Raw genomic sequence first — 26,173 nt, 5'->3', positions numbered from 1 at the left:
ACGCAAAGAAGTTATCCACGACATCAGCGATGATGAGAAAACCTGTGAATGCTGTGGCACCGACATGCATCGCATGGGCGGATGTCAGCGAGAAGCTCGACTTTATTCCTGCGAAGGTACAAGTGATTCGTCATGTGCGGCTAAAGTACAGCTGCCGCACCTGTGAGCAGCAAGGTACCGAAAGTAACATCAAGCAAGCGCCCGTAGCGCCAAGCATGCTTCCCAAAAGCATTGCTACACCGAGCTTGTTGGGGCAAATCATCACAGCCAAGTTCCAGTATGGCTTACCGCTGTATCGTCAAGAAGCCATGTTTAAGCAGTTCGGTGCAGACATTAGTCGCCAGACCATGAGCCGCTGGTTGGTTGCAGTCAGTCAAAAGCTGGAGCCGCTGTACCAGCGCATGCATGACCTTCTGCTGCAACAGCCCGTATTATGGGCAGACGACAAAACTGTAGGAACAGTTTTGGACAGCTGTGCTGGCCCCGCAAGGGGTGAATCACAGGGATGTGATTCACAAACGACCTTAAAGGTTATCCAATCTGAAAAAAGTAAATCCTACATGTGGGTGTATGGTTGTGGCGGTGATAAACCGCCGCCTGATGGCACATCACCAAACATCGTACTCTACGATTACCAGGATGGTCGCGGCGGCGTACACCCGAAAGACTTATTAAAAGGTTATCGCGGTCCCTTGCAGGTGGATGGCTATCAAGGCTATGAGCAAACCGAAGCCAAACTCGCTGGCTGTTGGGCGCATGCCAGACGTAAGTTCGTGGACGCTAAAACCGTGCAGGGCAAAAAGAAAACCGGCCGCGCCGATGTCGCGATTAAGTTTATTCAGAAGCTGTATCAGGTTGAAAAACGCATGGCCGGCAAGCCTGTTGATGAGCTCTGGCGTGCACGACAAACTGAATCAAGCACCATCATGAGCGAGTTCAAAGCATGGCTTGATGCGCAGACAATGCAGGTGCCACCCACCAGCATCATTGGCAAAGCCGTGCAATACACGCTGAACCAATGGTCAAAACTGCAAGTATACTTAACCGACGGGCGCATCAACATCGACAACAACCGTGCCGAGCGTGCCATTAATCCGTTCGTCATTGGCCGCAAAGCTTGGCTGTTCGCCAACACCCATGGTGGTGCCGATGCCAGTGCGGTACTTTACAGCTTGGTCGAAACCGCCAAAGCGAATAATGTGCAACCGATTGACTACCTGATGCGCTTGTTCGAGCAATGGCCGCTTATCACGGAAGACGATGATATCGACCACCTGCTGCCTTGGAATATCGAGCTTACGCACTAGCGTCAATTATCTTGGCCGGTTAATTGGCCAATAAAATTGACCCACCTTGAGAAAAATAATACGGTCAATGTGTGCTACTAACGACGCTCACAAATCACGTTACACAGATAGTCAGATCCTTTCGATCTTGAAGCAAAATGAGAACGGGGTACCCGTTCCTGAGCTATGCAGAGAGCATGGCATGAGCTCGGCTCAGTTCTATAAGTGGCGAGCTAAGTTTGGCGGCATGGATGCGTCCATGATGAAGCGCCTGAAAGAGCTTGAAGATGAAAATAAACGCCTCAAAAAAATGTATGCTGAAGAGCGACTTAAAGCTGAAATCCGCAAGGAAGCCCTTGAGGGAAAGTTGTAAAGCCATCTCAGCGCAAGGAGATGGCGTGAGCAGCAATTGAGCGCCATGGTATCAGTATTCGCTTTGCATGCCTCGTTATGGGCATTAGCGAAAGCTGCTACCACTATCAGAGTAAGCTGAGCGGTGAAAACGCTTTGGTTGCAGACTGGTTGTTGCGTCTGACGGAGAGTCATCGTAGGTGGGGCTTCAGCTTATGCTTTTTGTACTTACGTAACGTGAAGGGATTCAAATGGAACCACAAGCGCGTTTACCGAATTTACCGGGAGCTAGAGCTGAACCTGAGAATTAAGCCTAAACGTCGAATTAAGCGCGATAAACCTGACGCCTTGAGCGTGCCGACAGCCATAAACCAAGTCTGGTCGATGTATTGTATGTCCGATAGCATGGCGGATGGTCGCGCGTTAAGAACCTTCAATGTCATCGACGACTACAATCGTGAGGGTTTAGGTATTGAAGTGGATATGTCGCTTCCAAGCGCCCGGATCATTCGAGCACTTGAACAAATGATTGAGTGGCGCGGCACGAATGGATGGATTTACATCTGTTTGAAAGCGTTGAGCAGGCTCAGCAGCTTGCCACCGAGTGGCTTTGGCTTTATAACAATGAACGGCCTAACACGGCCATCGGAGGCATACCTCCCAAACAACTATTGCTAGCGGCATAACAATTTCTACGAATAACTGCTGCTTGAAATGGGGGTATTACAGTTCAATCTTTCTGTGCCTGCCTGACTAAAGGCCACTAATTTATCGCGGTTTGCTTTAATAAGTGCATCACAGGCTTCTAGCTCGCCAATCTCTTTGCAGTATTCACGCCATTTTCCAAATGCTTTCTCTTCAATACAGTTCCAAATTGATTTCATGATCTTTAATCCTTACTTCTGCTCAAAACTGATGCTTCTACCTTTAATGCTTGCTACTGCCCGCGAAGTACTTATCTCTTCCTCCGAGGCCTCGTGTATGAAGCGTCCTTCCGTGTCAAATACAGCTGCAGGAATATCATCTACTATTAAAATATAGTGCTTTACGGTTCCTCTTATGAGGTGAATGCCACCTTTATCATTGCTAATGGCCTGAGCAATCAAAGGCTCATCTAGTCCTTGTTTTAAGGTTTGATAATGCTCTGAAAGATCGAGAACAGATATCCGGTATGAACCTATCATGCCGGCAAAGGTAATTTGGCGAGGGTAAGGCTCTACAAACTCACGCTTTAAATAAGCCTTAGGTGCGGTGTGGCGTTGGTAATCGTGTGGGTGACTCATAACTAACTCCTTAAGTGCATAAATGAAGCAAATAAGGAGAGCAATGCTTACTATATTCCTGACTTAACAGGCACATCCTAAGAATAACTTAGAAACCACCTTACCTCGTGAGGCAGGTTGGTGAGAACATCGCTCTACTCTTAATGCAAAACATATAATAACAAAATCACCTTTGGATGTCTAGGCGTCTTTTTTTTTGGTGGTGAAACGCTGTTCGGTTACTTCACTTACTGTAACGATGAAGAGGAAAGCTGTCTTACTCAACCTCTTTTTAGTGGTACGATAGCTCTAGAATTTTTTATGGCAGGAAGCGCTCGTTTTGTTAAAGCCCAATATCATTGCACCCCAGCGCTTTATTCACCAACAGCCGATTGTGCGTGGTGAGGAATTTGGTGTGCTTTGTTGGAATACACAAAAACTGACAGAAACAGTAGCCTTTCAAGTTGAGTTAGCTCGGGTTCTCAGCCAGTTCCCAAGCCTTTTTCTATTATTCCAAGAAGCCAAGCTCGCCTTGCAAACCGACGTGCACTTTCCGAAGTGGTCTTATGCGGTGGCGCCTAATATGCAAACAAATAAGGCTTTTTATGGCGTGCTAACAGCCAGTCAGTTTGCTTTTACTGACGCGCAAGCGCGTTTAACACTAAAGCGTGAAGGTATATTCGCCACATTTAAAAGTTATATGCTGTCTTACCACCCGCTTTCTAATGGGCAAACACTGCTTGTGGTGAACGTGCATGCCATTAATTTTGTCAGCGCAAATTATTTTCTTATGGAAATTGAGTTATTAAAAGCGGAGTTATTAGACCATAACGGCCCATTAATTGTGGCGGGTGACTTTAATGTATGGAGCCGCCAGCGACGCTTATATCTTCGCCAGTTTTGCCGCAGTGTAGGCTTGCGCCAAGCCTACATGCAAGACGCACAACACATTAAAGCGTACCGCCAACACCCGTTAGACTTTATTTTCTACCGCGACTTATGGCTCAAAGAAGCCACCGCCATTGACACCACCACCGTTTCGGATCACAACCCTATTTATGCTCGGTTTGCGGTTTAAATAACAGCTGGCGTTTGGCTTTGCTCGGCTGCCGACAGTAGTACCAAGTCGTTCCTGTGAATCACTTCTTCACGCGGGCAATAACCCAGAATATCCATAATGTCTTGGCTGTGTAAGCCTTTAATACGGCTCAGTTCTGAAACCGAATACTGGCAAGTACCTTTTACAAAAGCCTGACCATGTTCATTACATACTAAAACGGCATCGCCTTTTTCGAATTGCCCATGAACAGCAAGTACGCCCTTCGCTAAAAGCGACACCCCTTGCTTTTCAAGGGCTTTTACTGCGCCAGCGTCGAGCCACACTTCACCTTGGCTTTTCAAACCATGCAGTAGCCAGTGTTTTTTAGCACTAAGCCTGTCTTGTTGGCGCTGAAACAGAGTGCCTGCTTGCTGCCCAGCTAATAGCGATTCAAACACAGACGCCTTCTGGCCATTTACAATTAAAGTATCAATGCCCTGCTGTGTCGCCTTTTGCGCGGCCTGCAGCTTGGTCACCATACCGCCGGTGCCTATATTGTGGTGGCTGCCCCCGGCCATAGCGAATATTTCAGGTGTTATTTGTGCAACAACCTCTATAAAGCGGGCATCCGGGTTGGTTCGAGGATTACTCGAAAACAAACCGTCAATATCAGAGCAAATAATCAGTGCGTCGGCGTCTACTGCGGTTGCCACTAACGCCGCTAGGTTGTCGTTATCGCCTAATTTCAATTCAGCCGTGGCAACGCTGTCGTTTTCATTAATGATAGGCAGCACTTGGTTATCGAGTAACGTGCGAAGAGTATTTTGAATATTAAATAACGGCGTCGGTTATTAAAGTCGTCATGGGTTAACAGAATTTGGCCACAATGGAAGTCGAACAGGTTCTGCCAAATGTTCATCATTTTGTATTGACCAACCGACGCCATGGCCTGTTTTACAGGAATGGGTAATGCGGGGTGCTGAAACGCAATAGCATGCCGGCCAGCGGCAACGCCACCGGACGACACCAAAATAACGTCAATGTTCTGTAGCCGGCATTCATTAATAAAGCGCGCTAAAGCCAATAAATAACGGGTTGAGCATTCCTGGCCTTGCGGCGCAATCAGGGCGCTACCCACCTTTAAAACAATACGTTGCCAATGTTGACCTAACATGTCGATGCTCTCAAAAGCCCTAACGGCGTAGGGCTAGAACGAATTATTGCTGCACTGAACCGTCAGCTTGGTAGTTTTCGAGCGCTTCTTGAGCAAACTCATTCCCCAGCTCAGCCGCTTGTTCGAACCAATAAACAGCCTGCTCGTCACTTTGCTCAACACCTCTGCCATGTTGATACATATTCCCTAAGTTCGCTTGCCCAATTGCATTGCCTTGTTCAGCAGCCAAGCGATACCAATGCACCGCTTGCACATCGTTTTGTGCCACACCCCGGCCCATTTCGCACAGCCAACCAAGGTTTACTTGTGCGTTTGCATCGCCTTGCTCAGCCGCTAATGCATACCAATAAGCAGCTTTTTCGTCGCTTGCAGTGACCCCCTTGCCGTTTTGGTGCATCCAGCCTAAATTCGATTGCGCAGCCACATTGCCCTGCTCGGCCGACAATGTATACCAGTGCACAGCCTGTTCATCACTTTGCGTAACACCTCGGCCATACTGATACATCCAACCTAAATTTATTTGTGCAACGGCCTCACCTTGCTCAGCAGCCAAGTTATACCAATATGCAGCCTGTGCATCGTCCTGATCAACACCACTTCCGCGCTGGTAAAAGCCACCCAAATTCGACTGCGCAAAAACAACCCCTTGCTCTGCCGCTAAGCCATACCAGTGCGCCGCTTGTTCAAAGCTTTGCGCTACCCCACGCCCCGCTTCATACATTAAAGCTATATTGGCTTGTGCTGTTGCATGTCCTTGTACCGCCGCACGCTCATACCAATGGGCTGCTTGCGCATCATCCTGCACAACACCCCGACCAACGTCGAACATCCAGCCTAAGTTAATCTGCGCAACGGCATTCCCTTGCTCCGCCGCTAAACCATACCAATGAGCCGCTTGTGCATCATCTTGCGCTACGGCTTGGCCAACTAAAAACATGCCAGCTAAACTCACTTGCGCAACCTCGACACCTTGTTGCCCTGAAAGCTTGTACAGCTGTGCGGCTTTCACCTCGTCTTTTTCCAGCCCGCGCCCATTCAAGTACAAACTTGCTAGGTTTACTTGCGCATTAGGGTTGCCCTGCGCTGCAGCCAGCTTGAACCAATGGGCAGCTTGCGTGTCATCTTGCTCTAATTCTTTACCAAGCAAGTAAGCGGTTGCTAAGTAGTTTTGGGCATCAGCATCACCCTCTTCTGCTTGCGCTATTACCCACTCTATCTGAACTTCTTCTTGCTGCTGCGTTTCTTCAGCGCGCACATGATGTTGAACACTCAGTGAGAGTATGAGTAAGAAGAACGAAACCTGTAAAATGCTTTTCATGACTGCCCCTTTATAGCTCAACCGCAACTTCCATTTAAAGTTGCATTTATGTTAACCGCCAATAGCTTTCTATACCAGTTAAAATGCAGAAGTTGCGGTACAACCAGGTGCTATCACTTAATGCTTCATATACAGCTTAAACCATGCCAACGTATGCTCCACTTTTGAGATCATATTCGAAGGGCGCGCCGACACACCGTGTGCCGTATCCGGCACGCGCACCATGGCGCTGTCCACTTTCTGTAATTGCAGTGCTTGGTAAAACTGTTCTATTTCAGACATAGGAACGCGGCGGTCGTCTTCACCGCTAAATAACATTACCGGTGTTGTTACATTGCCCACCAGCGACAGCGGCGAACGCTGCCAGTAGTGCTCGTAATGCTCCCACGGCATACCTGGGAATTGGTTGGCAATTTGCCCCATATAGCTGTCGGCGGTTAGGGTTTTACTAATCCAGTTAATCACTGGGTTGGTAGCAGCCGCGGCATTAAAGCGGTTGGTTAAACCCACAGCATAGGTCGTAGCGATACCACCTGCCGAGCCACCAGCGATAAACAGATTGTTTTCGTCAATCATGCCGGTTGCAATCAGCGCATCGACACCCGACATATGGTCGGCAAAGTCACGGTCTGAGGCATAAAAACCGTCTAGCTTCATGGCGTGTTCAGTGCCATAGCTGGTGCTGCCACGGTAGTTATCGTAAAAAACAATGTAGCCCGCCGCCGCATAGCGTTGCAGCTCGGCGGCAAACATCGGGCCATAGGCCAAGTGCGGGCCACCATGAATTTCTAATAACAGTGGGTATTTTTTTGTCGCATCAAAGTTTGGCGGGGTAATGTACCACCCTTCAATTTCCGTGCCGTCAAAACTCGACTTGTAAGTAATGCCATGCACTTTCCCTAGCTCGCGCTGGCCTAATACGTCTTCGTTTAGGGCCGTTAAGGTTTCTGCGCGCGTGCTCGACACTGAGCTTAGTATGGCAACGTCGGCTGGGCGATACGAGCTTGCCTGTGTATAAGCGACCTGCCCCGACTTGCTGGCAATAGAATATGAACCACTCACGTAAGGGCGGCCAATATACACGCCGCCGACGTCTTCAACGCCGGTTTTAAGGCGGTCTCTGGTGCTCACTTCAGCCAACTTCACTAAACCACGATCAGCATATTGAATGGCTAAGCTCCGGTTGTTAATCCACTGTGGATTTTCAACCGAGCGGTCGAAGTCGCTTAGTAGTTCTTGTTGCTTATTCGAGTTCAAATCAAGAATGCGTAGCTTGGTATTTTGGTATGGCACTTGCGCATTTGTGCGGTATAAAAATGCCAGTTTCTGGCCGTTATCAGACAAGGTTGCCGAATATTCACTACCTGGTAAGTCAGTTAGTTGAGTGAGCTCTGCAGTTTGTATATTCACCTGCCATAAGTCTGATTCCGAAGGTTGGTATTCCCAGCTTTCGTCGCGGTTGCCGGTAAATATTAGTGCACTGCTATCGGCACGCCATACCAGCGGCCCTTCATGCTTAAAGGCGCCTGCGGTTAACTGCCGTGCTGTGCCACCGTCGCTTGGAACCACAAACAGTTGGCGATATTCGTTTGGCAAAATACCTGCACCGTCGCGCTGGTAGTAAGTGCGCTCAACAACATTGGCAGGTTGCGCCCACTGTGCACCCTTTGGCTTGCTCGGAGTATAAACCGAAGCAGCAAAGGTCGTTTTAGGCGCGGCCACATTCATAGTAAACGCAATTTGACGGCCATCGCGCGACCAGCTCAAATCACTTGGGCTTTTTTGCACTTCGGTAATAGCAGCGGTGGTGTTTTGCGCAATGAAATGCACATGAATTTGGTTGCGACCATCGCGGTTCGACGTAAAGGCTAAGCGGCTTCCATCTGGCGACCAAGTAGCATTGCCATAGCTGGCTCCGTCGGCAAATAGCGGCGTGTGCTCGCTGGTTTTGGTGTTAAGTAACCATAAGCTACGCTTAGTGTTGTCGTTCATTATGTCGAAACTATTGCGCGTATATACAACCCACTGGCCATAGGGCGATATTTGCGGGTCGCTGGCATATTCAAGGTTGAAAATATCTTCCGCCACAAAGGTGGTTGGTGCAGCAGGCGAAGCTATAGCTGTGCTTGGCTGTTGCCACGCCAGTGCCGGCGCTGACAACAAACCGCTTACCAGCGTTAGCGTAATCATTCGTTTTAACATTAAAATCGCTCCCTTTATTATTTTCGCGTGGCCCAATATACCCTACCTAACGGCTAGGCAGTCATCGGACTAGGCCTTACTCGGTTTTGTTCGCGGTAGCTTTATTGAAATAAGTGTTGCTAGCAGTAAAAATATAAATGAAATCCACAGGCAGGCTTGCATGCCACTGCTGCCTTGGCCTGCCCACTGAAACACAAAGCCGGAAAGTATAGTCCCCAGCAAGCGGCCCATGGCGTTCGACATATAGTAAAAGCCTACGTCCATGGAAACGCCGTCTTCTTTGGCATAGCTAATAATTAAATAGCTGTGGAGCGAGGAATTGATTGCGAACACAGCACCAAACAGCAGTAAACCACTGATTAAAACCGTTGCTGGGTTCAGTTCTAGCATAAGCCCAAGGGCAATAAACCCCGGCAGTAAGGTGAGTAATAGCACCCATAAGGTAGCGGTTCGGCCGTCGGGTAATGTGCCTGCTGCCTTACCTGTGACTCTGGGCGCCAGTGTTTGCACTATGCCGTAACCAATCACCCACAGCGCTAAAAACCCACCGGTTTGGCTATGGTTCCAACCTAACGACTGGGAAAGAAAAACCGGTAACGCCACCACAAACCACACATCTCGAGCACCGAATAGAAACATTCTCGCTGCAGAAAGAATGTTCACCGCCCGGCTTTGTGAAAACACTTCGCTAAATTTGGGTTTGTGTTGGGCTTTGCCTAAATCGTCTTTCAGCAATACCAAGCTCAGTAACCACACGAGCGCCAACGCAATAGCCATTGCACCAATGGCAAGTTTAAAACCCAGCAGCATCAGTAATGTGCCACCTAAAAAGAACCCAACGCCTTTCAGCGCATTTTTAGAGCCGGTAAGCGTCGCCACCCATTGATACAACCGCCCTTGAGCGTCGCTTGGCACCAGTAACTTAATCGAACTTTTCGCGCTCATTTTGTTGAGGTCTTTGGCAATGCCTGAAAGTGCCTGCGCCGCCATCACCCAAAGCACCGTTAGCCAGGTGGTCGGCACTAGCAGCATTGCGAGAGCAACAACTTGTAACCCTAAGCCAATATTCATGGTGCGATTTAGCCCAATGCGGGCACCTAACCAGCCACCGACTAGGTTTGTTACCACACCAAAGAGTTCGTAGAACAAAAACAATAAAGCAATATGAAGGGGCGTGTAACCTAAACTATGGAAGTGCAGCACCACCAACATGCGCAAGGCGCCGTCGGTTAATGTAAAGGCCCAGTAATTGCCGGTTACCACCAAGTATTGGCGCACTGCCGGCGACAACTGGCTTAGCATTTATGCATTCCCTACTTTTGGCAGCCCTACCTTTAACACCAATTCAGCGGTGCGGTTGGCATAGCCCCATTCGTTGTCGTACCAAGCATAAATTTTCACCATGGTGCCATTCACTACCATGGTTGAAAGTGCGTCGACAATGCTCGAGCGTGGATCAGTTTTGTAATCAATGGAAACTAATGGCCGCTCTTCGTAGCCTAAAATGCCTTTTAGCTCGCCTTCAGCGGCGGCTTTCATCAGCGCGTTCACTTCTTGCGTCGTGGTTTCGCGCGCCATTTCAAATACGCAGTCGGTAATCGACGCGTTCGCCACCGGAACACGAATGGCATGCCCATTCAGCTTGCCTTTTAGTTCAGGGAAAATGTGCGTAATAGCCGTTGCCGAGCCGGTGGTGGTTGGAATTAGGCTCATGCCACAGGCACGCGCTCGGCGTAAGTCTTTGTGGGGCGCATCGAGAATATTTTGCGTGTTGGTAATATCGTGAATGGTGGTCATTGAGCCATGTTGAATACCGAGCGACTCTTGCAGCACTTTCACAATCGGCGCTAGGCAGTTGGTGGTGCAAGAAGCGGCGGTAACAATTGGGTGCTGCTTGGCATCGTAAAGGTGATCGTTCACCCCCATAACAATATTAAGCACGCCTTCTTCTTTTACCGGCGCGGTAACCACCACACGCTTCACGCCTTGATCTAGATAAGCTTGCAGCACGGCTTTGGTTTTCATTTTGCCTGAAGCTTCAATAACCAGGTCGCAGCCCGACCAGTCGGTTTCAGCTATGGCTTTATTCTGGCTCACCTTTATTCTCTGGCTGCCAATGAGCATGGCATTACCATCGGCTGTTGCTTCATGGCTCCAACGGCCATGAATGGAGTCAAAGTTTAATAAGTGCGCTAGGGTTGCGGCATCACCAGCCGGGTCGTTAATGTGCACAATTTCGACGCTACTGTGGTTAAAAAGAGCGCGCATGGTAAGCCGCCCCATGCGGCCAAAGCCGTTAATACCTACTTTCATGGTTATTCCACTTCTACAATTAATAACAGTGCGGCCTCTTCAACAACTTCCTTTAACTTCGAAAAGCCATCGGCACGGTAAAGCTTATGTGCAGCGTCAGCGGGTAAGCTAGGGTACTACAACTATTTGTCGTTACCAGTAGGTGTTTTCTTACAGTTTATTTTAATCAATATTACTGAACGTGAGTTAACTCAAGCTAACGGGCCCTAAAACACTTGATAGCACCGCAGTTGTAGCCAAAATCAATATCCCCACGACAACCTCTAAGGCGATTGATTTTTGCAATTTTCGGGCAGCTATCCGATTGTTTTGATTTGTTAAACTTGGTACTAAAATAAACTTATGTCGGGCTGCAATAAGTAAAATCACGCATACCAAACTTAGCTTTAACAGCATCGCTTGGCCATAACCACTAGTTATAAATTCGCTAGGTTTATCAAAAAATTGCCACAATAAACTGCCGCCAGACACAACCACTAAAGCCACTATGCCAATACCTAGCTGACCAAATTTGTCCATTATTAGCTGCAACTCTTTTACATTAGCTACTGAGCACAGGCGCCATAGTGGATAAAAAGCTCCCACCCAACTACCAATAATAACCACATGCAAGAACACCATGCTTTGGGAGAAGAAATTAAGTTCAGTGCTATGCCCTAGTGTGCTAAATGCAGTAGCCAGCAGCACCGTTCCGCTAAGTACTATGGCCCACGCAAGTTGCCTTATTTTTAGTGTGGTACTGAGTATTAACCTGCTGCCAAGTAACACTAAACCAAAGCCTGCAACACGCCACAACACCGACTCGCCAATAGGGCTAAACCATAGTAATTCATGCATAAAGCCATCGAACATTCCGGCAACACCGTCGCCCGCAAATGAACCTACTTGCGCCAAATAGTTTACCGCTACAGCTACTAACCCAAGTGCTGCGCCGCTAGCTATGTAATGCCGCAGCACAGCAGCTTCTTTAGGTTGCTGACGGACTAGATTTAGCATGAAAAGACCACCTACAACTGCAGCAAAGCTTATATACACCACCCATTTAGCAAGCAATGCCATGACTACAAAGCCAGACAGCAACATGGTTTATTACTCCCTCTTAATGGTGCTTCATATGCACGCCATGCACCATAAAGGTAAATTCCCCCTCCATTTTATGGGTGTCTTCACCCATAATCATCCAGCTTACGGTGTATTCCGAAGCATCTAATTCGGGCAGCGGAATTGAAAACTGTGTTGCGCTTTGTCGTCTCGATGGCAAAGTTAAGGCAATCTCATTTTCAGCTTTGTCTTTCAGGGTAAGCTGAATTAACCGTGCAGGCCCTGAGAAAGTTAATTCCAGCTTGCTAGGTGCTTCATTGAGCATGGCACCATTAGCTGGGTTTGAGTTGTTCAAGCCCACATGTGCCCATGCCGAACTCGTAAGTGCAAAACCTATAACTAATACTATTACTTGAAATAATCTCATTGTATTTCCCTTATGTTAGAACCATGCCTTCAGACCAATGACGACTTGCGTGCCTTCAACTTTTTTGCCTTCATTTCGAGCAAACTCCGCTGTGTTACCAAATTTGCGTGCCCATTCCACGCCAATATATGGGGCGAATTCACGTTTAATTTCGTAGCGCAGCCGTAGCCCAGCACTTATATCGGAAAGGCCCGAGCCAATACCTAATACGGCATCATTTTTACCGTATAAATTCATTTTTACCTCAGGGCTTAAAATAAGCTTTTGAGTCAGCAACATTTCATACTCGGCAGTTACGCGCATGGCAGTGCGACCCTCTTCACCAATGAAAAGCGCAGCATCGATCTCGAAAAAATAAGGTGCCAAGCCCTGAATACCCAGCACCGCCCAGTTGCGTGAAGGCGATGGTTCAAGATCAACTCTAATACCCATTTGTGCGTCCCAATAGGGAGCTATCGCACGACTATAGAGTGCTTGTATTTCAAGCTCTTTGTCATCACTATTCTGATAATCGCCCCTTGATTTAAGCCAAAGCTTATTTAAATCTTTACCTACCCATGCCTGAAGCTTAAAGCTTGTTGGATCATTCGAGTCCAATCCCCTTTCTACTTCATCGAGCATTACCTTGGTTAACAGCGGGTCATCGCCACCTCCTGCCTGAGTAGCCCCACTCATAAGCAATGCAGCGATTAAACTCAGCTTAAAGCCTTTTAAATTAATGTTTTTCATATCGACCCCTTACCTAACCACTATTTTAAGAAACATACCTGGCATGTGATAAAGCAAGTGGCAGTGATATGCCCATTTGCCTATTGCATCGGCCGTTACCAAATAACTTATTGTTGAGCCCGGCTGCACTATTACCGTGTGTTTGCGTGGTATGAAGTCAGGGTCGCCCGTTTCAAGATCACTCCACATGCCATGTAAATGCATTGGGTGAGTCATCATAGTGTCGTTTACTAAGGTAAAACGCACGCGCTCGCCATACTCAAGCACCAAAGGTTCTGCATCTTCAAAACGCACACCGTTAATTGACCACATATAGCGGTGCATATTGCCCGTTAGGTGCAATTGAATTTCGCGGCTAGGTTGACGTTTGTCGTAGGTTGGGTGCAAACCTTTCAGGTCTGCATAGGTGAGCACTTTGCGATTGTATTCTGCTTGGTGGTTTCTTAAGCCTATGCCTGGATCATGCAAACCGTTTTGCGGTGCATCGGCACGCATGTCTATGTGAGGGCCGTATTCGGCGTCCGCATGCTTAATTTCTGCGGTACTACCAAAACCTGCTAAGCCTAAAACCGGCGCCCCCATTGCCATACTGCCGTGGTCCATGCTGCCGTGATCCACTTCTCCATGGCTCATAGCTTCATGATCCATACTGCCGTGGTCCATTTCTGCCTGTGCCACAGCCCCATGGTCCATGCTACCGTGCCCCATAGCGCCATGATCCATATCGCCGTGGTCCATGCCTTCCATGCTCATGCCCATGTCGCCATGACCAAGTATAGGTGCAGGGTCCATGCTTGGCACCGCCGCTACTAAATGCGCAGCAGAGGTTAAGTTTCCAGTAGTAAAGCCTGTTCTATCTATATTTTGCGCGAAAATGCAATAAGCATTCCCTTCTTCAGGCTCAACAATAACGTCATAGGTTTCTGCGACACCCATACGGAACTCGTCAACTTCAACAGGCTGCACATTTTGCCCGTCTGTTGCCACTACCGTCATTTTCAAGCCGGGTATACGCACATCGAATATGGTCATAGCTGCAGCATTAATAAAGCGTAAGCGTACTTTCTCACCTTGCTTAAAGAGTGCACTCCAACCTTGTTCTGGGGTCTTGCCATTCATTAGAAATGTGTAAGCGGCGCCTGTTACGTCTGAAATATCTCTGTCGCTCATACGCATATCGTTCCACATAGCTCGAGCTTTCCAGGTATTAATTAGGCCATGCTTTCTAATATCCGTGAACAGGTCTGAAACTGTGCGTTCGCTGTAGTTGTAATAGGTTGACTGTTTTTTCAGGTTTGCATAAATCTTTTCTGGCGGTGTGTCTGACCAATCCGACAGCATCACTACATATTCGCGATCATAGACAACAGGATCTGGCTCGGCTGGATCAATAATAATTGGGCCATATACCCCTGTTTGCTCTTGGAAGCCTGAATGGCTGTGGTACCAGTAAGTACCGTTTTGCTGAACTTTAAATTGGTATTCAAAGGTTTCCCCCGGCTTAATTCCGTCGAAGCTTAAGCCTGGTACACCGTCCATTTCTGTTGGCAAAATAATGCCATGCCAATGAATAGAGCTGTCTTCGTCGAGATTGTTTTTTACTCGAAGAGTAACTGTTTCACCTTCTTTCCAGCGTAAAATTGGGGCTGGTAACACTTGGTTAACCACAGTGGCTCGAGCCGACTTACCAGTGAAGTTAACCGTTTTATAATCTATGCTGAGATCAAATACCTTCCCCGACAACTGGGTAAGCGATTCACTTATCGCTTTTGCAAAGGCGTTCTTAGGAAACGGTAAAGCCGCTAATGCCAGCATGGCAGAAGCGCCAAGTACAAAACGCCGGCGGCCTTTATCTTGCAAGCCACTCATAGATTCTAAATTGTTCTTTGTATTACTCATTCTACCGACTCCTCAAGGCTATTCACTTGGGCAAATATTTCCGTACTGCCGTCTGCATTTATTTGCAGTATTTGGTATGGCCTAAACATGTTTTTATATTCCATGCCCGGGCTACCCACCGGCATAGCTGGCACAGACAAACCAATAGCGTTAGCTGGCGGTGCGGCTAAGAATGCATGTATAAACTTAGCTGGTATGTGCCCTTCAAACACATAACCTTCAGTTGAAATAGCGGTATGGCAAGACTGGTATGAGCCATTCACGCCCTTGCTTAATTTAAATTCATACAAACCACCAATATTGTGTGGGTTAGCAGTAAACCCTCGCTCATTGGCGTGATCTATCCACGCATTACAACAACCACAATTAGGGTCTTTATACACATCGAGCACTATCGGGTTGGTGGTAACCTGACTCGTTTCAGCTTTTGCTATGGTAATTAGCCCCAGCCCCAGCCCCACTAAGGCTGAAAACATAATGCTTAGTTGTAGCAAAAATGGCCTCCTAAAAATAAAGTTCATTCCGTACCTCTCGTTTAATATCGGTTGACACTTTCTCTTACTTATATAGTTAATTTAATTTACTTACCCGTAACCGAAGCGCGTTAATAATCACACTAACCGACGACAGTGACATCGCCGCTGCGGCAAATATGGGTGATAACAAAATACCGAAAAGCGGATAAAGAACACCGGCGGCAATAGGCACTCCGGCGGCGTTATAAACAAACGCAAAAAATAGGTTTTGGCGGATATTGCGCATCGTTGCTTTCGACAATTGCCGTGCCTCTACAATGCCCATAAGATCGCCGCGAAGCAGAGTAATGCCAGCACTTTCAATGGCAACGTCTGTTCCCGTGCCCATAGCAATACCCACGTCCGCTGTGGCTAAAGCAGGAGCGTCATTCACACCATCCCCTGCCATGGCAACAATTCGCCCTTCATCTTTTAAACGTTGAACAAACTTGCCTTTATCTTCTGGTAAAACCTCAGCTTCCACTTCATCAATATCTAGCTTACGCGCCACTGCTTCTGCCGAGGTGCGGTTATCACCTGTTAGCATCACCACTCGCATGCCTTTCTTATGTAACGCTGAAATAGCACGTTTCGTCGTTTCTTTAATAGGGTCTGCTATGGCAATTAAACCGCACACTTGCCCTGCAACAGCAGCAAATATTACGGTTGCACCATCAGTACGCAGTTGGTCGGCTTGTTCATCGAAAGCTGTGGTGTCTACACTTTCTACTTCCATCAGTATGCGATTACCAAGCAGTACTCTCTTCCCATCAATGGTGCCGACAACGCCTTTACCATTTGGAGAATCAAAACCTTCTGCATTGGGTAAATCCAATTTCATACTGGCGGCTTTTTCAAGAATGGCATGGGCTAAGGGATGTTCACTGCCCTTTTCTAAGCCTCCGGCATAACGCATTAGCTCCTTCTCGCTGAAACCATTTAATGGAACTAACTTTGTTACCTGTGGCTTGCCTTCGGTTAAGGTGCCCGTTTTATCGATCACAACCGTGTCTACTTTTTCCATACGCTCTAGGGCTTCGGCATTGCGAATGAGTATTCCTGTTTGAGCACCACGGCCCACACCCACCATAATTGACATAGGAGTAGCCAGGCCTAACGCGCAGGGGCACGCAATAATTAATACGCTTACCGCGACTATAAGCCCGTACGTCATAGGCGGGTTCGGCCCGTAAATCGACCAAACAACAAAAGCAATGGCGGCAATAACTATCACTGCTGGTACAAACCAGCTTGAAACTTTATCAACTAACCCTTGAATAGGCGCACGGCTACGCTGAGCAGTAGCAACCATTTGCACAATTTGCGAAAGCATGGTGTCGCGGCCAACTTTGTCAGCACGCATAATAAAACCGCCTTGCTGATTAATACTGCCACCAATAACTTGGTCACCTGCTTTTTTACTCACTGCTAAGGGCTCACCGGTAACCATTGACTCATCAACGTTAGAACGGCCTTCAAGCACTTCGCCATCGAGGGGCACTTTATCGCCAGGCCTAACTCTTAAACGGTCGCCTACTTTTACCTGCTCAAGCGGAACGTCTGATTCATCGCCATTGTCAGCTAATTTTCTTGCTGTTGCGGGGGCTAAATCTAATAGCGCTCTGATTGCCCCTGAGGTTTTCTCTCTGGCACGTAATTCCAGTATTTGCCCAAGCAACACCAACACCACAATGACAGCGGCGGCTTCAAAATAAACCGCAACCGAACCATCGGCTTGCCTAAATGCCTCAGGAAACACCTGCGGAATTAATGTCGCCACTAGGCTATACACTAACGCCATACCAGTACCGATGGCGATCAAGGTAAACATGTTTAAGTTACGGCTTAAAACTGATTTCCAACCTCTAACAAAAAATGGCCAACCACACCAAGCAACAACCGGTGTTGCCAGCGCTAACTGAATCCAATTCGAGGTTTGTGGCAATATCATGTGCTTAAGGCCAGTAAAGTGACCGCCCATTTCAAGCAAAAATACTGGTAACGCAAGTATCAACCCAACCCAAAAACGCCGCGTCATATCCACTAATTCTTCCGACGGCCCATCGTTCAGAGTTATTTGCTCAGGCTCTAAGCCCATGCCGCATATAGGGCAATCACCGGGCCCTTCTTGGCGAACTTCCGGATGCATAGGACAAGTGTAAATACTACCTGCAGCAACAGGCTCTGCCTGTTGTGGGCTATCGCTTAAGTATGTCTCCGGGCTTTCGTCAAACTTAGTCTGGCAGCGGTCAGAACAGAAGTACCAAGGCTTACCCGCATGTTGGCTACGATGCTCTGTCGTATGAGGGTCTACCTTCATGCCACACACAGGGTCTTTTACCGTATGTTCACTCATTACGTGCTCCTTTTTTATCCGTAGGCCAATCTGAAAAAGCAATAAAATACAGCAAGACCAAATTTACCATTGGAACTAAAACAAAAATCCCTAACCAACCGGGGTAACCGGTACGCTGACAAATTCGCCAAGTGGGTATAACCAATGCAATGGCAATAGCTAACATCCATAACCAGTGCCCTGCCCACATCGTGTGACCAAACATATTTTCGTTCATCATGGTGTTGCCTCCGACTTTACAAACCTCCGCCTGTACGGCTGTGAGGAATAATGTTCACTTTTAAAGCAGTAGCAAATAGTCCTCCTGCCTTTTTACTACCCCTATAACAACACCCCAAGCTGAATCGAAGCTGAAAATGTATAATCAATGCCAATTTATTTGCTGTGTTAAACGAATTAACTCAAACTAGTTCACCTATTCGGGCCAATACTAAAGGGCATAATATGAGGTTACTGTTGGTAGAAGACGACCGGTTGCTTGCTGAAGGGCTTGCTAATCAACTAGAAAAATCAGGTTTTAGTGTCGACATAACCCACTCAGCTCGTGAGGCCATGGTTTTGGGTGGTCAGGAAGACTACAAAGCCTGTGTGCTCGATCTTGGTCTTCCAGACGGCAATGGGCTCGATATTCTTAAGCAATGGCGCTCAAATAAAGTAACTCTGCCGGTATTAATTCTCACCGCCAGGGGCGACTGGCAAGACAAGGTAAATGGTCTTAAGGCCGGCGCTGACGATTACTTAGCAAAGCCATTTCAAACCGAAGAGCTCATTGCTCGACTAAATGCCATAGTTCGTAGAAGTGAAGGGCGCGTTTACTCTGGTGTAAAAGTAGGCCGTTTTGAACTCGATGAAAACCGCCAGTGCCTTAAAATTGAAGGTGATACTGAGCACAGCCTAACAGGCACTGAATTCCGGCTGCTGCGCTGCCTGATGAGTCGGCCCGGCCAAATTTTTTCTAAAGAGCAACTTATTGAGCAGCTCTATAATTTGAGCGAAAGTCCCAATGAAAATGTAATTGAGGCGTATATTCGACGGTTAAGAAAGCTTGTTGGCGCAGAAACAATTGCCACTCGCCGAGGCCAGGGATACCTATTCGATGACACTGTTTAAAAAACCAACCTCTGTAAAAGGTACTTTGCTTATCCTGTTATTACCCGCAGGTATTGTCATGATGACTATCGCGTGGCTTATACACGGGCAACTGTTAGAAAAAATGTCTCGAGAATTTGTAGAAAGCCGGCTGCAAGAAGAAGTGGAGTTTTTAGCACACCATATTCGCCAAGCAGATGGAAAGATAGACATGCTAGAAACTGGCGATTATTTTGAAAAAGTTTTTCATCACGCTTTTGCACTGCAGTCGCCTGAGCAAACAGTTATTTCTCCGGAGCCTTGGCGCCCACTGTTAAGTCCTCTTTTGAAGGCCGAAAAAGAAGGCTTTATTTGGGTCAATAATGCACAGTTAGAAGACGCGCCGTCGGATTTACTTGTCTACCGAAAGTCATTCTTTATCAATGAAATTCCTATCTCTGTTATCGTTGCTGAAGATATGCGAGCACTACAAAGTAGCCAAGCGAACTTGCACACTTGGACTGCTGTGGTTTCACTGTTACTTATATTTTTGCTCGTGGCGGTAACTTGGGTAGGTATTAATTTATCCATGCGCCCTGTTGCCTCGCTCAAAGCATCGCTTAAAGGGCTTCAAAGCGGTGAAATTTCTCGCATTACTACTCAAACACCGGAAGAGTTTAAACCGCTGGTTCAACAACTGAATCAACTGCTTGACTCACTCGACCAACGCTTAGAACGCTCTCGGGAAGCGCTGGCTAATTTGTCTCACAGTGTAAAAACTCCTATAGCGGCCCTTAGGCAAATTCTCGAAGACACCAGCCGCCCGATAAATAATGACCTTCGACTTGAAATGGCTTCACGGCTTGCCGATCTCGATAAACAATTAGAAGCAGAAATGCGACGCAGCCGGTTTGCCGGCCCGCAAATTGGAAAAAGCGCCAATCCGGTAAAACAAGCCCGTGAGTTGTTATGGATGCTCGGACGGCTTTATCAAGACAAAACGTTTGAATTGTCGACCGAACTTACCGAAAACTCACGTTGGCCAATAGAAGAGCACGACTTAAATGAAATACTAGGGAATATACTCGATAATGCAGGAAAATGGTCCGCTGGCTGCGTTGAGTTAACGTTGCAACAGTCGAAAAGTATGGCCCAAATTATTATTACGGATGACGGTGCAGGAGTTGCAGACGCTGAAGTTATGCACTTAGGTCAAAGAGGTTGGCGGCTGGATGAACAAATTCCAGGGCACGGTCTTGGCCTTGCTATAGTTTGCGATATTGTTGCCCAGTATAACGGCCACGTTTCATTTTTAACGGGCTCCACAGGTGGGCTAAAAGTTCTCATTGAAATACCCGTTTAAGCCGATTGTAAATGAATACTCTACTAATAAAAAAGACCTCTCTAACAACCTTACAGTTACTAGAGAGGCAAAAATAACGTTACTCATTCCCTTCCTGGAAAAGAACGCTGCTTAACTAGATCCCAAAGTCATCATAACGAATACGTGAAGGTTCAACCCCTAATTCTTCTAACATCTGCAGTGCAGCTGCTAACATTCTAGGAGGTCCACACACGTAAAAATCGTACGACTCTAGGTCTTTGCCAGACAGGTAGGAAAGAACAGCTTCATGCACAAAGCCTTCTTTACCTTGCCAGTCACATGACTCTTTTTTGTCTGAAAGCACTGGCACAAAGTTAACTACCCCTTTGCTATTTAATGCTTCAAACTCTTCAGCATAAACAATTTCTTGTTTATTTCTCGCGCCATAGTAGAACTCAATTTGGCGTGGGCTTTCTTCATTCAGCTCTTCTTGTATTAAGGCTCTTAATGGGGCCATTCCAGCACCACCACCAATGAAGAACAACGTTCGTTCAGGCCCGTGATTACGATTAAAGTCACCGTAAGGGCCTTCAGCAACAATCTGTTCACCAACTTTCATATTGCACATATATGACGAGCCAGCTCCTGGATGCTTATGCCCATTGGTCGGCGGCTGATATCGAACGGTAAATACGAGCTCCTGCGACAAACCAGCTATTGTCGCCATAGAGTAATTACGGCGAACATGGCCGTGGCTGAATGTTGCCTGATTTATGTTTGCCCATTCGGTTGAAAATGCTTCTGGAACGTCATGAGGCCGTGTGCTTGTTTTAGCTTTAGGAACTAAAAACTGCATGTACTGGCCTGCTTTGAATTCAATCCCTTCGCCTTCAACCTTAAACCGAAGCTCTTTCAGCATAGGCGTTAGGAATTTCGAGCCAACCAACTTAAGTTGGTACTTACTAACACAAAGCTTTTCAACTTCAATGGAAGCAAGCTGACTCACCTGGTGTTGGCACGCTAGGCGACAGCCTTCGGCAAGTTGCTCAGCGGTTAGTAAGCTTTTTTCTGCTGTGGTAATGGGTGCGTCTTGTGTCGCTTTAACAGTACAAAGACCACAAGTACCACCACCGCCGCAACCACTGGCGACCAGTATGTTGTGTTGCTGTAATGTTTGTAGAATAGTTTTGTGTCCATGCGCACTTATTTGTTTGCGCTCAGTACCCGCAATGGCTTCAAAAGGTACTTTACGGAAACTAACTCGCATTTGCCCAGTGAACAGCAAGTTTAGTAACAAAATCAAACCGGAGAGCGCAAACCACAAGCTTACTGCGGCAGCTACAATAATCAGCATGTGATTAAAGTTTCTACCACCGGAATAGTCCATATAGTGCAACTTAAACATCCAGTCGCCGAGCAGCCAAGGGGTGTTACGGTGTTCTAAAACACTGCCCGAAGTACTATCTACATAAACTCGCGTGTTGAGATCATCGTTATAGTTAATTCGGTAGCCTTGGCCTTCCCAACCATGCAGCTCTCCACTTGCTGTAATAGCAGTAATTTCTGTTACTTCACCAGGCCCTATATAGCTTGCGTTCGCTATCGCTTCAGCTAGATCTGAGTTTGTATGCCAGGTTTGGCCTGTGCGCCCATCAAAATAACTCACGCCTTCGCCATGGTGTACTTCAACTTGCGGCAAGCCAACCACCACATGGGAGCGTACTTTGGTTATATTTTCTACATTCAGATCCAAGTTGGAAATATTAAATTGTGTCGTACTTAGTGCAACTTCTACCGAGTCTTTGCGGTACTGTTTGCCGCTCATATCTGCGTTGCCCACAATGGCAAAATATAAGCCACTTATGGTCCAAAGTAGTACCTGCAAAACAATAATTAGGCTAGTCCAACGGTGTAGCCATTTTAAAAATCTCATAATGGCTTCCTCTTAGATGAACGTAAGGTTTGAATAACTAGAATAACCCCAGTAAATATGAAGCCGAACGTAGCGATAATAAAGGCTCTCAACCACCAGGTAGTGATATTTGTACGCTCTTCATAATCCATTATGTGTAGCATCCACATAAAGTCGAAACCGCGCCAAAAGTCATGTCTACGTACCGTCATTTCGCCTGTATTTCTATGTAAATATAACGTTGTGTCGGCAAAGTCGTCGAAATCCACACGCCAAATAGGTAAGTGAGCAGGGTTTAGCTCAGACGGTGCTTCGGTTGTTAACAGCTCAACCTTTGCAATGTTGGGCACGCCCTTTTTATAGTAGCGCTCGGCAAGGCCACTTATATCATCGGTGTTTAGCTCCACTACAGACAAGTCATTTAATTTCAGCAGAAATTTATTTCCTGCTTCGTGTACTTGAGCAAATTCATGGTAGCTACCGCCAATGTAACGGTGAACAAACTGAACATCATGCGCAGTTGGGTAGCGCGCTATAATTTCTTCAAGACGATTCAGCTGTACCGTCTTGTTTAGTGGTATATCGGCTTCTTGGGTTAAGTGCACACCATGAATAAACGGTAACTTAATAAAAACCATATACGATCCTGAAATAACCCACAGAACCATTTGAATACCAACAAATAATCCAAGCCAACGGTGCCAGGTACGAAACCCTGAAGACTGTAACCGCATAGTCTTTCCCCTCAAGAGGGTGCGATGGGGTTACCCCCCATCGCACGCTACATTAGAACTGGTAACGAGCTTTTATATACAACTGGCGTCCCATCAAGTCGTATGTCATGGTATCCGTATTTGCATCAGTCCAACTTTGAATAAACGGCGCCTTTTTATCGAGTAAGTTGTTTACACCCGCACTTACTGTCCAGTTCTTATCTACAAACCAGCTGCCTTGTACATTGTGGTAAAACACATGATCAACATGCGCACCAATGTCACCCGGGTCAGCATTAATGTCATTCGCAGAGCCAATCATACGAACGCCGTAATGTAGCTGCCACTGGTCTGAACTAAAGGTTGCTGAGGCGTCTGAACGTAAGCGAGTAAAGCTACCATTACCACCAGTAATTTTACCTGCGTAACGAATAGGATCTGCGCCAGCAAATGCAGCTAAAGTATATTCATCTAGATAAGTCATATTGACATTAAATCGAGCATTTAAACCAAACAGCTGCGTGTTATAGAAAACCGAGGCATCTACCCCTGAAACGGTTTCGGTAGCTACGTTGTCTGGCTGTGCAGACAAGAAGTTTACCGCTCCTGTTAATGGGTCTCGGGTATAAGTAGCGTCACTACAGAACGGGTGAGACATATTTTCAGAGCCATAACAGGCAGCTAATTTCGTAGAGCCAGAAACACCACGAATCGCGTTTTCAATTTTAATATCAAAGTAATCGATGGTTACTTGCAGCCCTTCAATAAACTGCACATTCCACACTAAACCGGCAGTAAAAGTGTCTGCGTCTTCAGGGCCAAGATCTGGGTTACCACCTGTACGTGTTAACACTGTTGAGCCAGTTTGTGTATAGCCTGCAGGCAGGCCATCGGCTTGACAGTTTGCAGCAATGGTAGGATCGGCACCACTTTGATCCCAGCCAGAGCATGGGTCAGACGTTCTCAAGTTCCCTTCGTCCATACCGCCAAATAGTTCAGGAATATTTGGTACACGGAATGCTGTCGACTTTGTCGCACGCAGCTTTAAATTGTCGTTAATAGTCCAGTGCAACCCTGCTTTATAGTTTCCTGCGCTACCAAAGGTATCGTAGTCAGAATAGCGGTAAGCAAAGTCAACAGCGAGATAATCAACAAACGTTTTATCGGCTAACAGTGGTATAGATGTTTCTACATATGCTTCGGAAACCGTATACTGGCCGCGTAATGGCTCTTTGCGGTTTGTATTCATCACACCGGCAACTATAGAAGAGTCGGGTTCGTTCCAACCTCTTTCTTTTCTGTGCTCTACCCCAAAGGCTACTGGTATAGCGCCATTTCGCGTTTGAAATAAGTCACCTGCAACGTTTGCAGTAAATGAACGCTGCTCATTACCGCCGTAACTGGTGTTTTTAAATAAAATATAGTCCAGTGCCTCTTGTGAAATGTTGCCATAACCCAGTAGGTCGGCGCATGGTATACCTACACCGCATACGTCAGGGTCAATGGCCTTTCCTAATCGCTCTAGGTTCACAACATTATCGGCCATATCATTACCCGTAGTTCGACCAAAGTTATATGACACACTCCATGCCCAGTTGTCGTCATAAAGGCCGTCGAAGCCAGTTACAACTCGGAATGTATTTACGTTTTGGCTAAACAAACGGGCACCACCTTCTTCTAGGCGTCGCTGTAAAATTCGAATGTCTTCACCTACAGGGTTATCTGGATGATCCGCCGCGTAATCAATATTACGCAACGTACCAGGCGTAGCTATTTGGTTAGACTTCCTACTGTTATACAACACCTCAGCAAAAACGTACGTTTCTTCACTTAAACGATAATCACCAAAGCTCGAAAAACCTAGTGTTGTTACTGGGCTCATAGCATTTAGCATGGGAAAGTTATCAACGTTGTGTACGTCTGGGTTATAGGCTTCATAGCCTTTAGCAGGGCCACCAACAACTTGGTTAAAGTTAATTTGGTTACCTGTTTCAGGGCCTGAAGTAATCACCGCACGGCCACCAGGGGTCGATGCGCTCCCTACACAACTAAGTTCGCCTGGGGTAACTTCTGCAAGTGCACAATCGGCTCTGTCACCCATATTAATTGCTTCAGTAGTGCGATAGCTAAGGCTCGACGTTAAGCGGCCACGATCCGACGTTGTACCCAACATCACATTAAAAGAAGTTTCTTCGCCATCACTTTTGTCAGTACTAGCGAAACGGCCGTCAACCATAAAGCCTTCAAAGTTCTTACGAGTGATAATATTCACTACACCCGCCACAGCATCAGCACCATAAATAGCTGAAGCCCCGTCTTTAAGTACTTCAACCCGTTCAATGATATTTACTGGGATAGTATTAAGGTCCACTGCAGCGTTAGCCCCAGTACCCCCATTTACCACCCGGCGACCGTTTAGTAATACCAAGGTACGGTTCACCCCAAGCCCTCTAAGATTTACTTGAGTGGTACCATAACCACCACCCACCCAATACGCATTCCCTTGGCTACCACCAAAACCTGCTGAAACAGACATTTTCTGCAGCAGCATTTCCATAGAGGTTACGCCAGACAGTTCAATATCTTCTGCGGTGAGAACTTGAATAGGGGCAGCACTTTCTGCTTCTGCCCGTAATACTCTCGAGCCTGTCACCGCTATTCTTTCTACTGGTTTTTGTTGAGCTTCCGTCGCAGCATCATTTACTTGAGCGTAAGTGATACCTGGTGCGAAGGTTACGGCAAGCGCAAGTATAGATAATTTATGCTTTTTCATAATTTCCCCCGGCCTAAGCCTTATTATTGTTACCTAATGCACTACAACCAATAGCAACACAGCGTTGTATATGCAACTTCGCTTTCCGTAGCAACCTGTTGTTTTATCTGGTTTTTATTTAATAAAGGCTCGCAAGCATGGTTGAAAAACCAACTTGTATATACAGTCATTTCGCTCTACATGGCTAAGTCAATGCATATTCAATAACTCATGAACCTCCACGGTTAAAAGTTGTATATGAACGAAATATTTAATTTTTTCAGAAAATAAATCTTCACTTGAACAGCTTTCGGCTGCTTCCAATCAGCAATATTGTTAACAATTGGAAGCAGCCGAAAACGCTCAACCTTATTTACAAGGTAAGTTTTCCTAGCAAATGTGTGAGCCAGCAATGCAAACAGTTGCATTGGGCGACGATTTAAAAACATGGGTGTACTCCTGAACAATCAATCGCAAGTAGTTATTCGCCGT

The 26,173-nt window shown here is 46.8% G+C and carries 21 protein-coding genes, 2 pseudogenes and 1 riboswitch; of the genes and pseudogenes, 5 read left to right on the top strand and 18 right to left on the bottom strand.

What is annotated here, in order from left to right; all coding sequences use genetic code 11:
* Window positions 1-29 precede the first annotated feature (29 nt).
* Both tnpC and M1L23_RS07985 read left to right on the top strand, forming a co-directional pair.
* Window positions 30-1,307 (top strand): IS66 family transposase, encoded by a 1,278-nt coding sequence (gene tnpC, locus M1L23_RS07990; RefSeq protein ID WP_476726595.1) that lies wholly within the window; start codon window positions 30-32, stop codon window positions 1,305-1,307.
* A gap of 67 nt (window positions 1,308-1,374) precedes the next feature.
* Window positions 1,375-2,323, top strand: a pseudogene (locus tag M1L23_RS07985) (IS3 family transposase).
* 6 nt (window positions 2,324-2,329) lie between these two features.
* Here the strand turns inward: M1L23_RS07985 and M1L23_RS07980 are convergent.
* Together M1L23_RS07980 and M1L23_RS07975 are read right to left on the bottom strand one after the other, a co-directional pair.
* Complete coding sequence (locus M1L23_RS07980; protein WP_252626805.1) at window positions 2,330-2,521, bottom strand: hypothetical protein; 192 nt, start codon at window positions 2,519-2,521, stop codon at window positions 2,330-2,332.
* A 12-nt stretch (window positions 2,522-2,533) separates the two neighbouring features.
* Window positions 2,534-2,920 (bottom strand): hypothetical protein, encoded by a 387-nt coding sequence (locus M1L23_RS07975; RefSeq protein WP_252626804.1) that lies wholly within the window; start codon window positions 2,918-2,920, stop codon window positions 2,534-2,536.
* 41 nt (window positions 2,921-2,961) lie between these two features.
* Window positions 2,962-3,072: riboswitch (SAM-I-IV-variant riboswitch) on the bottom strand.
* 167 nt (window positions 3,073-3,239) lie between these two features.
* Between M1L23_RS07975 and M1L23_RS07970 the strand changes: the two genes are divergently transcribed.
* Complete coding sequence (locus M1L23_RS07970) at window positions 3,240-3,977, top strand: endonuclease/exonuclease/phosphatase family protein (RefSeq protein ID WP_252626803.1); 738 nt, start codon at window positions 3,240-3,242, stop codon at window positions 3,975-3,977.
* Here the strand turns inward: M1L23_RS07970 and proB are convergent.
* From proB to M1L23_RS07910, 12 genes and pseudogenes are all read right to left on the bottom strand, one after another.
* Window positions 3,974-5,112: pseudogene (gene proB, locus M1L23_RS07965) on the bottom strand (glutamate 5-kinase). The gene M1L23_RS07970 and the pseudogene proB sit on opposite strands and share 4 nt — an antisense overlap.
* A 43-nt stretch (window positions 5,113-5,155) precedes the next feature.
* A complete protein-coding gene (locus M1L23_RS07960; protein WP_252626802.1) occupies window positions 5,156-6,430 on the bottom strand; it encodes an SEL1-like repeat protein in 1,275 nt (424 codons plus the stop codon).
* A gap of 117 nt (window positions 6,431-6,547) precedes the next feature.
* Window positions 6,548-8,632 carry a S9 family peptidase gene (locus tag M1L23_RS07955; protein ID WP_252626801.1) on the bottom strand — a complete coding sequence of 695 codons (2,085 nt, stop codon included), beginning with the start codon at window positions 8,630-8,632 and terminating at the stop codon, window positions 6,548-6,550.
* Window positions 8,633-8,701: 69 nt separating this feature from the next.
* Window positions 8,702-9,934 carry an organoarsenical effux MFS transporter ArsJ gene (arsJ, locus tag M1L23_RS07950; RefSeq protein ID WP_252626800.1) on the bottom strand — a complete coding sequence of 411 codons (1,233 nt, stop codon included), beginning with the start codon at window positions 9,932-9,934 and terminating at the stop codon, window positions 8,702-8,704.
* Window positions 9,935-10,951: an ArsJ-associated glyceraldehyde-3-phosphate dehydrogenase gene (locus M1L23_RS07945; RefSeq protein ID WP_252626809.1), complete on the bottom strand. Its 1,017-nt coding sequence runs from the start codon at window positions 10,949-10,951 to the stop codon at window positions 9,935-9,937.
* A 180-nt stretch (window positions 10,952-11,131) separates the two neighbouring features.
* A complete protein-coding gene (locus M1L23_RS07940; protein WP_252626799.1) occupies window positions 11,132-11,941 on the bottom strand; it encodes a copper resistance D family protein in 810 nt (269 codons plus the stop codon).
* A gap of 103 nt (window positions 11,942-12,044) precedes the next feature.
* Complete coding sequence (locus tag M1L23_RS07935; RefSeq protein ID WP_126808337.1) at window positions 12,045-12,413, bottom strand: copper resistance CopC family protein; 369 nt, start codon at window positions 12,411-12,413, stop codon at window positions 12,045-12,047.
* 15 nt (window positions 12,414-12,428) lie between these two features.
* Window positions 12,429-13,142 carry a copper resistance protein B gene (locus M1L23_RS07930; protein WP_252626798.1) on the bottom strand — a complete coding sequence of 238 codons (714 nt, stop codon included), beginning with the start codon at window positions 13,140-13,142 and terminating at the stop codon, window positions 12,429-12,431.
* A 9-nt stretch (window positions 13,143-13,151) separates the two neighbouring features.
* Entirely contained in the window at window positions 13,152-15,041 is a 1,890-nt protein-coding gene (locus tag M1L23_RS07925; protein WP_252626797.1) for a copper resistance system multicopper oxidase, read from the bottom strand.
* Entirely contained in the window at window positions 15,038-15,535 is a 498-nt protein-coding gene (locus tag M1L23_RS07920) for a DUF411 domain-containing protein (RefSeq protein ID WP_252626796.1), read from the bottom strand. Before M1L23_RS07920 ends, M1L23_RS07925 begins: the two co-directional genes overlap by 4 nt.
* A gap of 76 nt (window positions 15,536-15,611) precedes the next feature.
* The gene (locus M1L23_RS07915; protein ID WP_252626795.1) at window positions 15,612-17,912 is read right to left on the bottom strand and encodes a heavy metal translocating P-type ATPase; all 2,301 of its coding nucleotides are present in this window, start codon (window positions 17,910-17,912) and stop codon (window positions 15,612-15,614) included.
* Window positions 17,905-18,132 (bottom strand): hypothetical protein, encoded by a 228-nt coding sequence (locus tag M1L23_RS07910; RefSeq protein WP_252626794.1) that lies wholly within the window; start codon window positions 18,130-18,132, stop codon window positions 17,905-17,907. The genes M1L23_RS07915 and M1L23_RS07910 overlap by 8 nt, the downstream gene beginning before the upstream one ends.
* Before the next feature lie 224 nt (window positions 18,133-18,356).
* Here M1L23_RS07910 and M1L23_RS07905 point away from each other — a divergent pair, with 224 nt between their 5' ends.
* Together M1L23_RS07905 and M1L23_RS07900 are read left to right on the top strand one after the other, a co-directional pair.
* Window positions 18,357-19,022 (top strand): response regulator transcription factor, encoded by a 666-nt coding sequence (locus tag M1L23_RS07905; protein ID WP_126808357.1) that lies wholly within the window; start codon window positions 18,357-18,359, stop codon window positions 19,020-19,022.
* Complete coding sequence (locus M1L23_RS07900) at window positions 19,009-20,343, top strand: ATP-binding protein (protein WP_252626793.1); 1,335 nt, start codon at window positions 19,009-19,011, stop codon at window positions 20,341-20,343. The genes M1L23_RS07905 and M1L23_RS07900 overlap by 14 nt, the downstream gene beginning before the upstream one ends.
* Before the next feature lie 115 nt (window positions 20,344-20,458).
* Here the strand turns inward: M1L23_RS07900 and M1L23_RS07895 are convergent, their stop codons facing one another.
* The 4 genes from M1L23_RS07895 to M1L23_RS07880 all read right to left on the bottom strand — a co-directional run bounded on the left by M1L23_RS07895 (window position 20,459) and on the right by M1L23_RS07880 (window position 26,130).
* Window positions 20,459-22,237, bottom strand: coding sequence for a 2Fe-2S iron-sulfur cluster-binding protein (locus tag M1L23_RS07895; protein WP_252626792.1), 1,779 nt, complete (start codon window positions 22,235-22,237; stop codon window positions 20,459-20,461).
* Window positions 22,234-22,950, bottom strand: coding sequence for a hypothetical protein (locus M1L23_RS07890; protein ID WP_252626791.1), 717 nt, complete (start codon window positions 22,948-22,950; stop codon window positions 22,234-22,236). The genes M1L23_RS07895 and M1L23_RS07890 overlap by 4 nt, the downstream gene beginning before the upstream one ends.
* A 52-nt stretch (window positions 22,951-23,002) precedes the next feature.
* Window positions 23,003-25,702, bottom strand: coding sequence for a TonB-dependent receptor (locus tag M1L23_RS07885; protein WP_252626790.1), 2,700 nt, complete (start codon window positions 25,700-25,702; stop codon window positions 23,003-23,005).
* A 224-nt stretch (window positions 25,703-25,926) separates the two neighbouring features.
* Window positions 25,927-26,130: a hypothetical protein gene (locus M1L23_RS07880; RefSeq protein WP_252626789.1), complete on the bottom strand. Its 204-nt coding sequence runs from the start codon at window positions 26,128-26,130 to the stop codon at window positions 25,927-25,929.
* Between the last annotated feature and the right edge of the window lie 43 nt (window positions 26,131-26,173).

The organism is Aliidiomarina quisquiliarum, assembly GCF_023922585.1.
Lineage (GTDB): Bacteria > Pseudomonadota > Gammaproteobacteria > Enterobacterales > Alteromonadaceae > Aliidiomarina > Aliidiomarina quisquiliarum.
Note: the sequence above shows the minus strand (reverse complement) of the source record. Positions and strands in the feature narration are given on the sequence as shown.

What these genes read in the sequence shown, in the direction of transcription:
- M1L23_RS07980 (WP_252626805.1), bottom strand. Translation starts at nt 2,521, where the DNA reads ATGAAATCAATTTGGAACTGTATTGAAGAGAAAGCATTTGGAAAATGG.
- M1L23_RS07930 (WP_252626798.1), bottom strand. Translation starts at nt 13,142, where the DNA reads ATGAAAAACATTAATTTAAAAGGCTTTAAGCTGAGTTTAATCGCTGCA.
- M1L23_RS07975 (WP_252626804.1), bottom strand. Translation starts at nt 2,920, where the DNA reads ATGAGTCACCCACACGATTACCAACGCCACACCGCACCTAAGGCTTAT.
- M1L23_RS07905 (WP_126808357.1), top strand. Translation starts at nt 18,357, where the DNA reads ATGAGGTTACTGTTGGTAGAAGACGACCGGTTGCTTGCTGAAGGGCTT.
- arsJ (WP_252626800.1), bottom strand. Translation starts at nt 9,934, where the DNA reads ATGCTAAGCCAGTTGTCGCCGGCAGTGCGCCAATACTTGGTGGTAACC.
- M1L23_RS07940 (WP_252626799.1), bottom strand. Translation starts at nt 11,941, where the DNA reads ATGCTAAATCTAGTCCGTCAGCAACCTAAAGAAGCTGCTGTGCTGCGG.
- M1L23_RS07935 (WP_126808337.1), bottom strand. Translation starts at nt 12,413, where the DNA reads ATGAGATTATTTCAAGTAATAGTATTAGTTATAGGTTTTGCACTTACG.
- M1L23_RS07960 (WP_252626802.1), bottom strand. Translation starts at nt 6,430, where the DNA reads ATGAAAAGCATTTTACAGGTTTCGTTCTTCTTACTCATACTCTCACTG.
- tnpC (WP_476726595.1), top strand. Translation starts at nt 30, where the DNA reads ATGATGAGAAAACCTGTGAATGCTGTGGCACCGACATGCATCGCATGG.
- M1L23_RS07955 (WP_252626801.1), bottom strand. Translation starts at nt 8,632, where the DNA reads ATGTTAAAACGAATGATTACGCTAACGCTGGTAAGCGGTTTGTTGTCA.
- M1L23_RS07900 (WP_252626793.1), top strand. Translation starts at nt 19,009, where the DNA reads ATGACACTGTTTAAAAAACCAACCTCTGTAAAAGGTACTTTGCTTATC.
- M1L23_RS07885 (WP_252626790.1), bottom strand. Translation starts at nt 25,702, where the DNA reads ATGAAAAAGCATAAATTATCTATACTTGCGCTTGCCGTAACCTTCGCA.
- M1L23_RS07925 (WP_252626797.1), bottom strand. Translation starts at nt 15,041, where the DNA reads ATGAGTAATACAAAGAACAATTTAGAATCTATGAGTGGCTTGCAAGAT.
- M1L23_RS07880 (WP_252626789.1), bottom strand. Translation starts at nt 26,130, where the DNA reads ATGTTTTTAAATCGTCGCCCAATGCAACTGTTTGCATTGCTGGCTCAC.
- M1L23_RS07910 (WP_252626794.1), bottom strand. Translation starts at nt 18,132, where the DNA reads ATGATGAACGAAAATATGTTTGGTCACACGATGTGGGCAGGGCACTGG.
- M1L23_RS07890 (WP_252626791.1), bottom strand. Translation starts at nt 22,950, where the DNA reads ATGCGGTTACAGTCTTCAGGGTTTCGTACCTGGCACCGTTGGCTTGGA.
- M1L23_RS07915 (WP_252626795.1), bottom strand. Translation starts at nt 17,912, where the DNA reads ATGAGTGAACATACGGTAAAAGACCCTGTGTGTGGCATGAAGGTAGAC.
- M1L23_RS07895 (WP_252626792.1), bottom strand. Translation starts at nt 22,237, where the DNA reads ATGAGATTTTTAAAATGGCTACACCGTTGGACTAGCCTAATTATTGTT.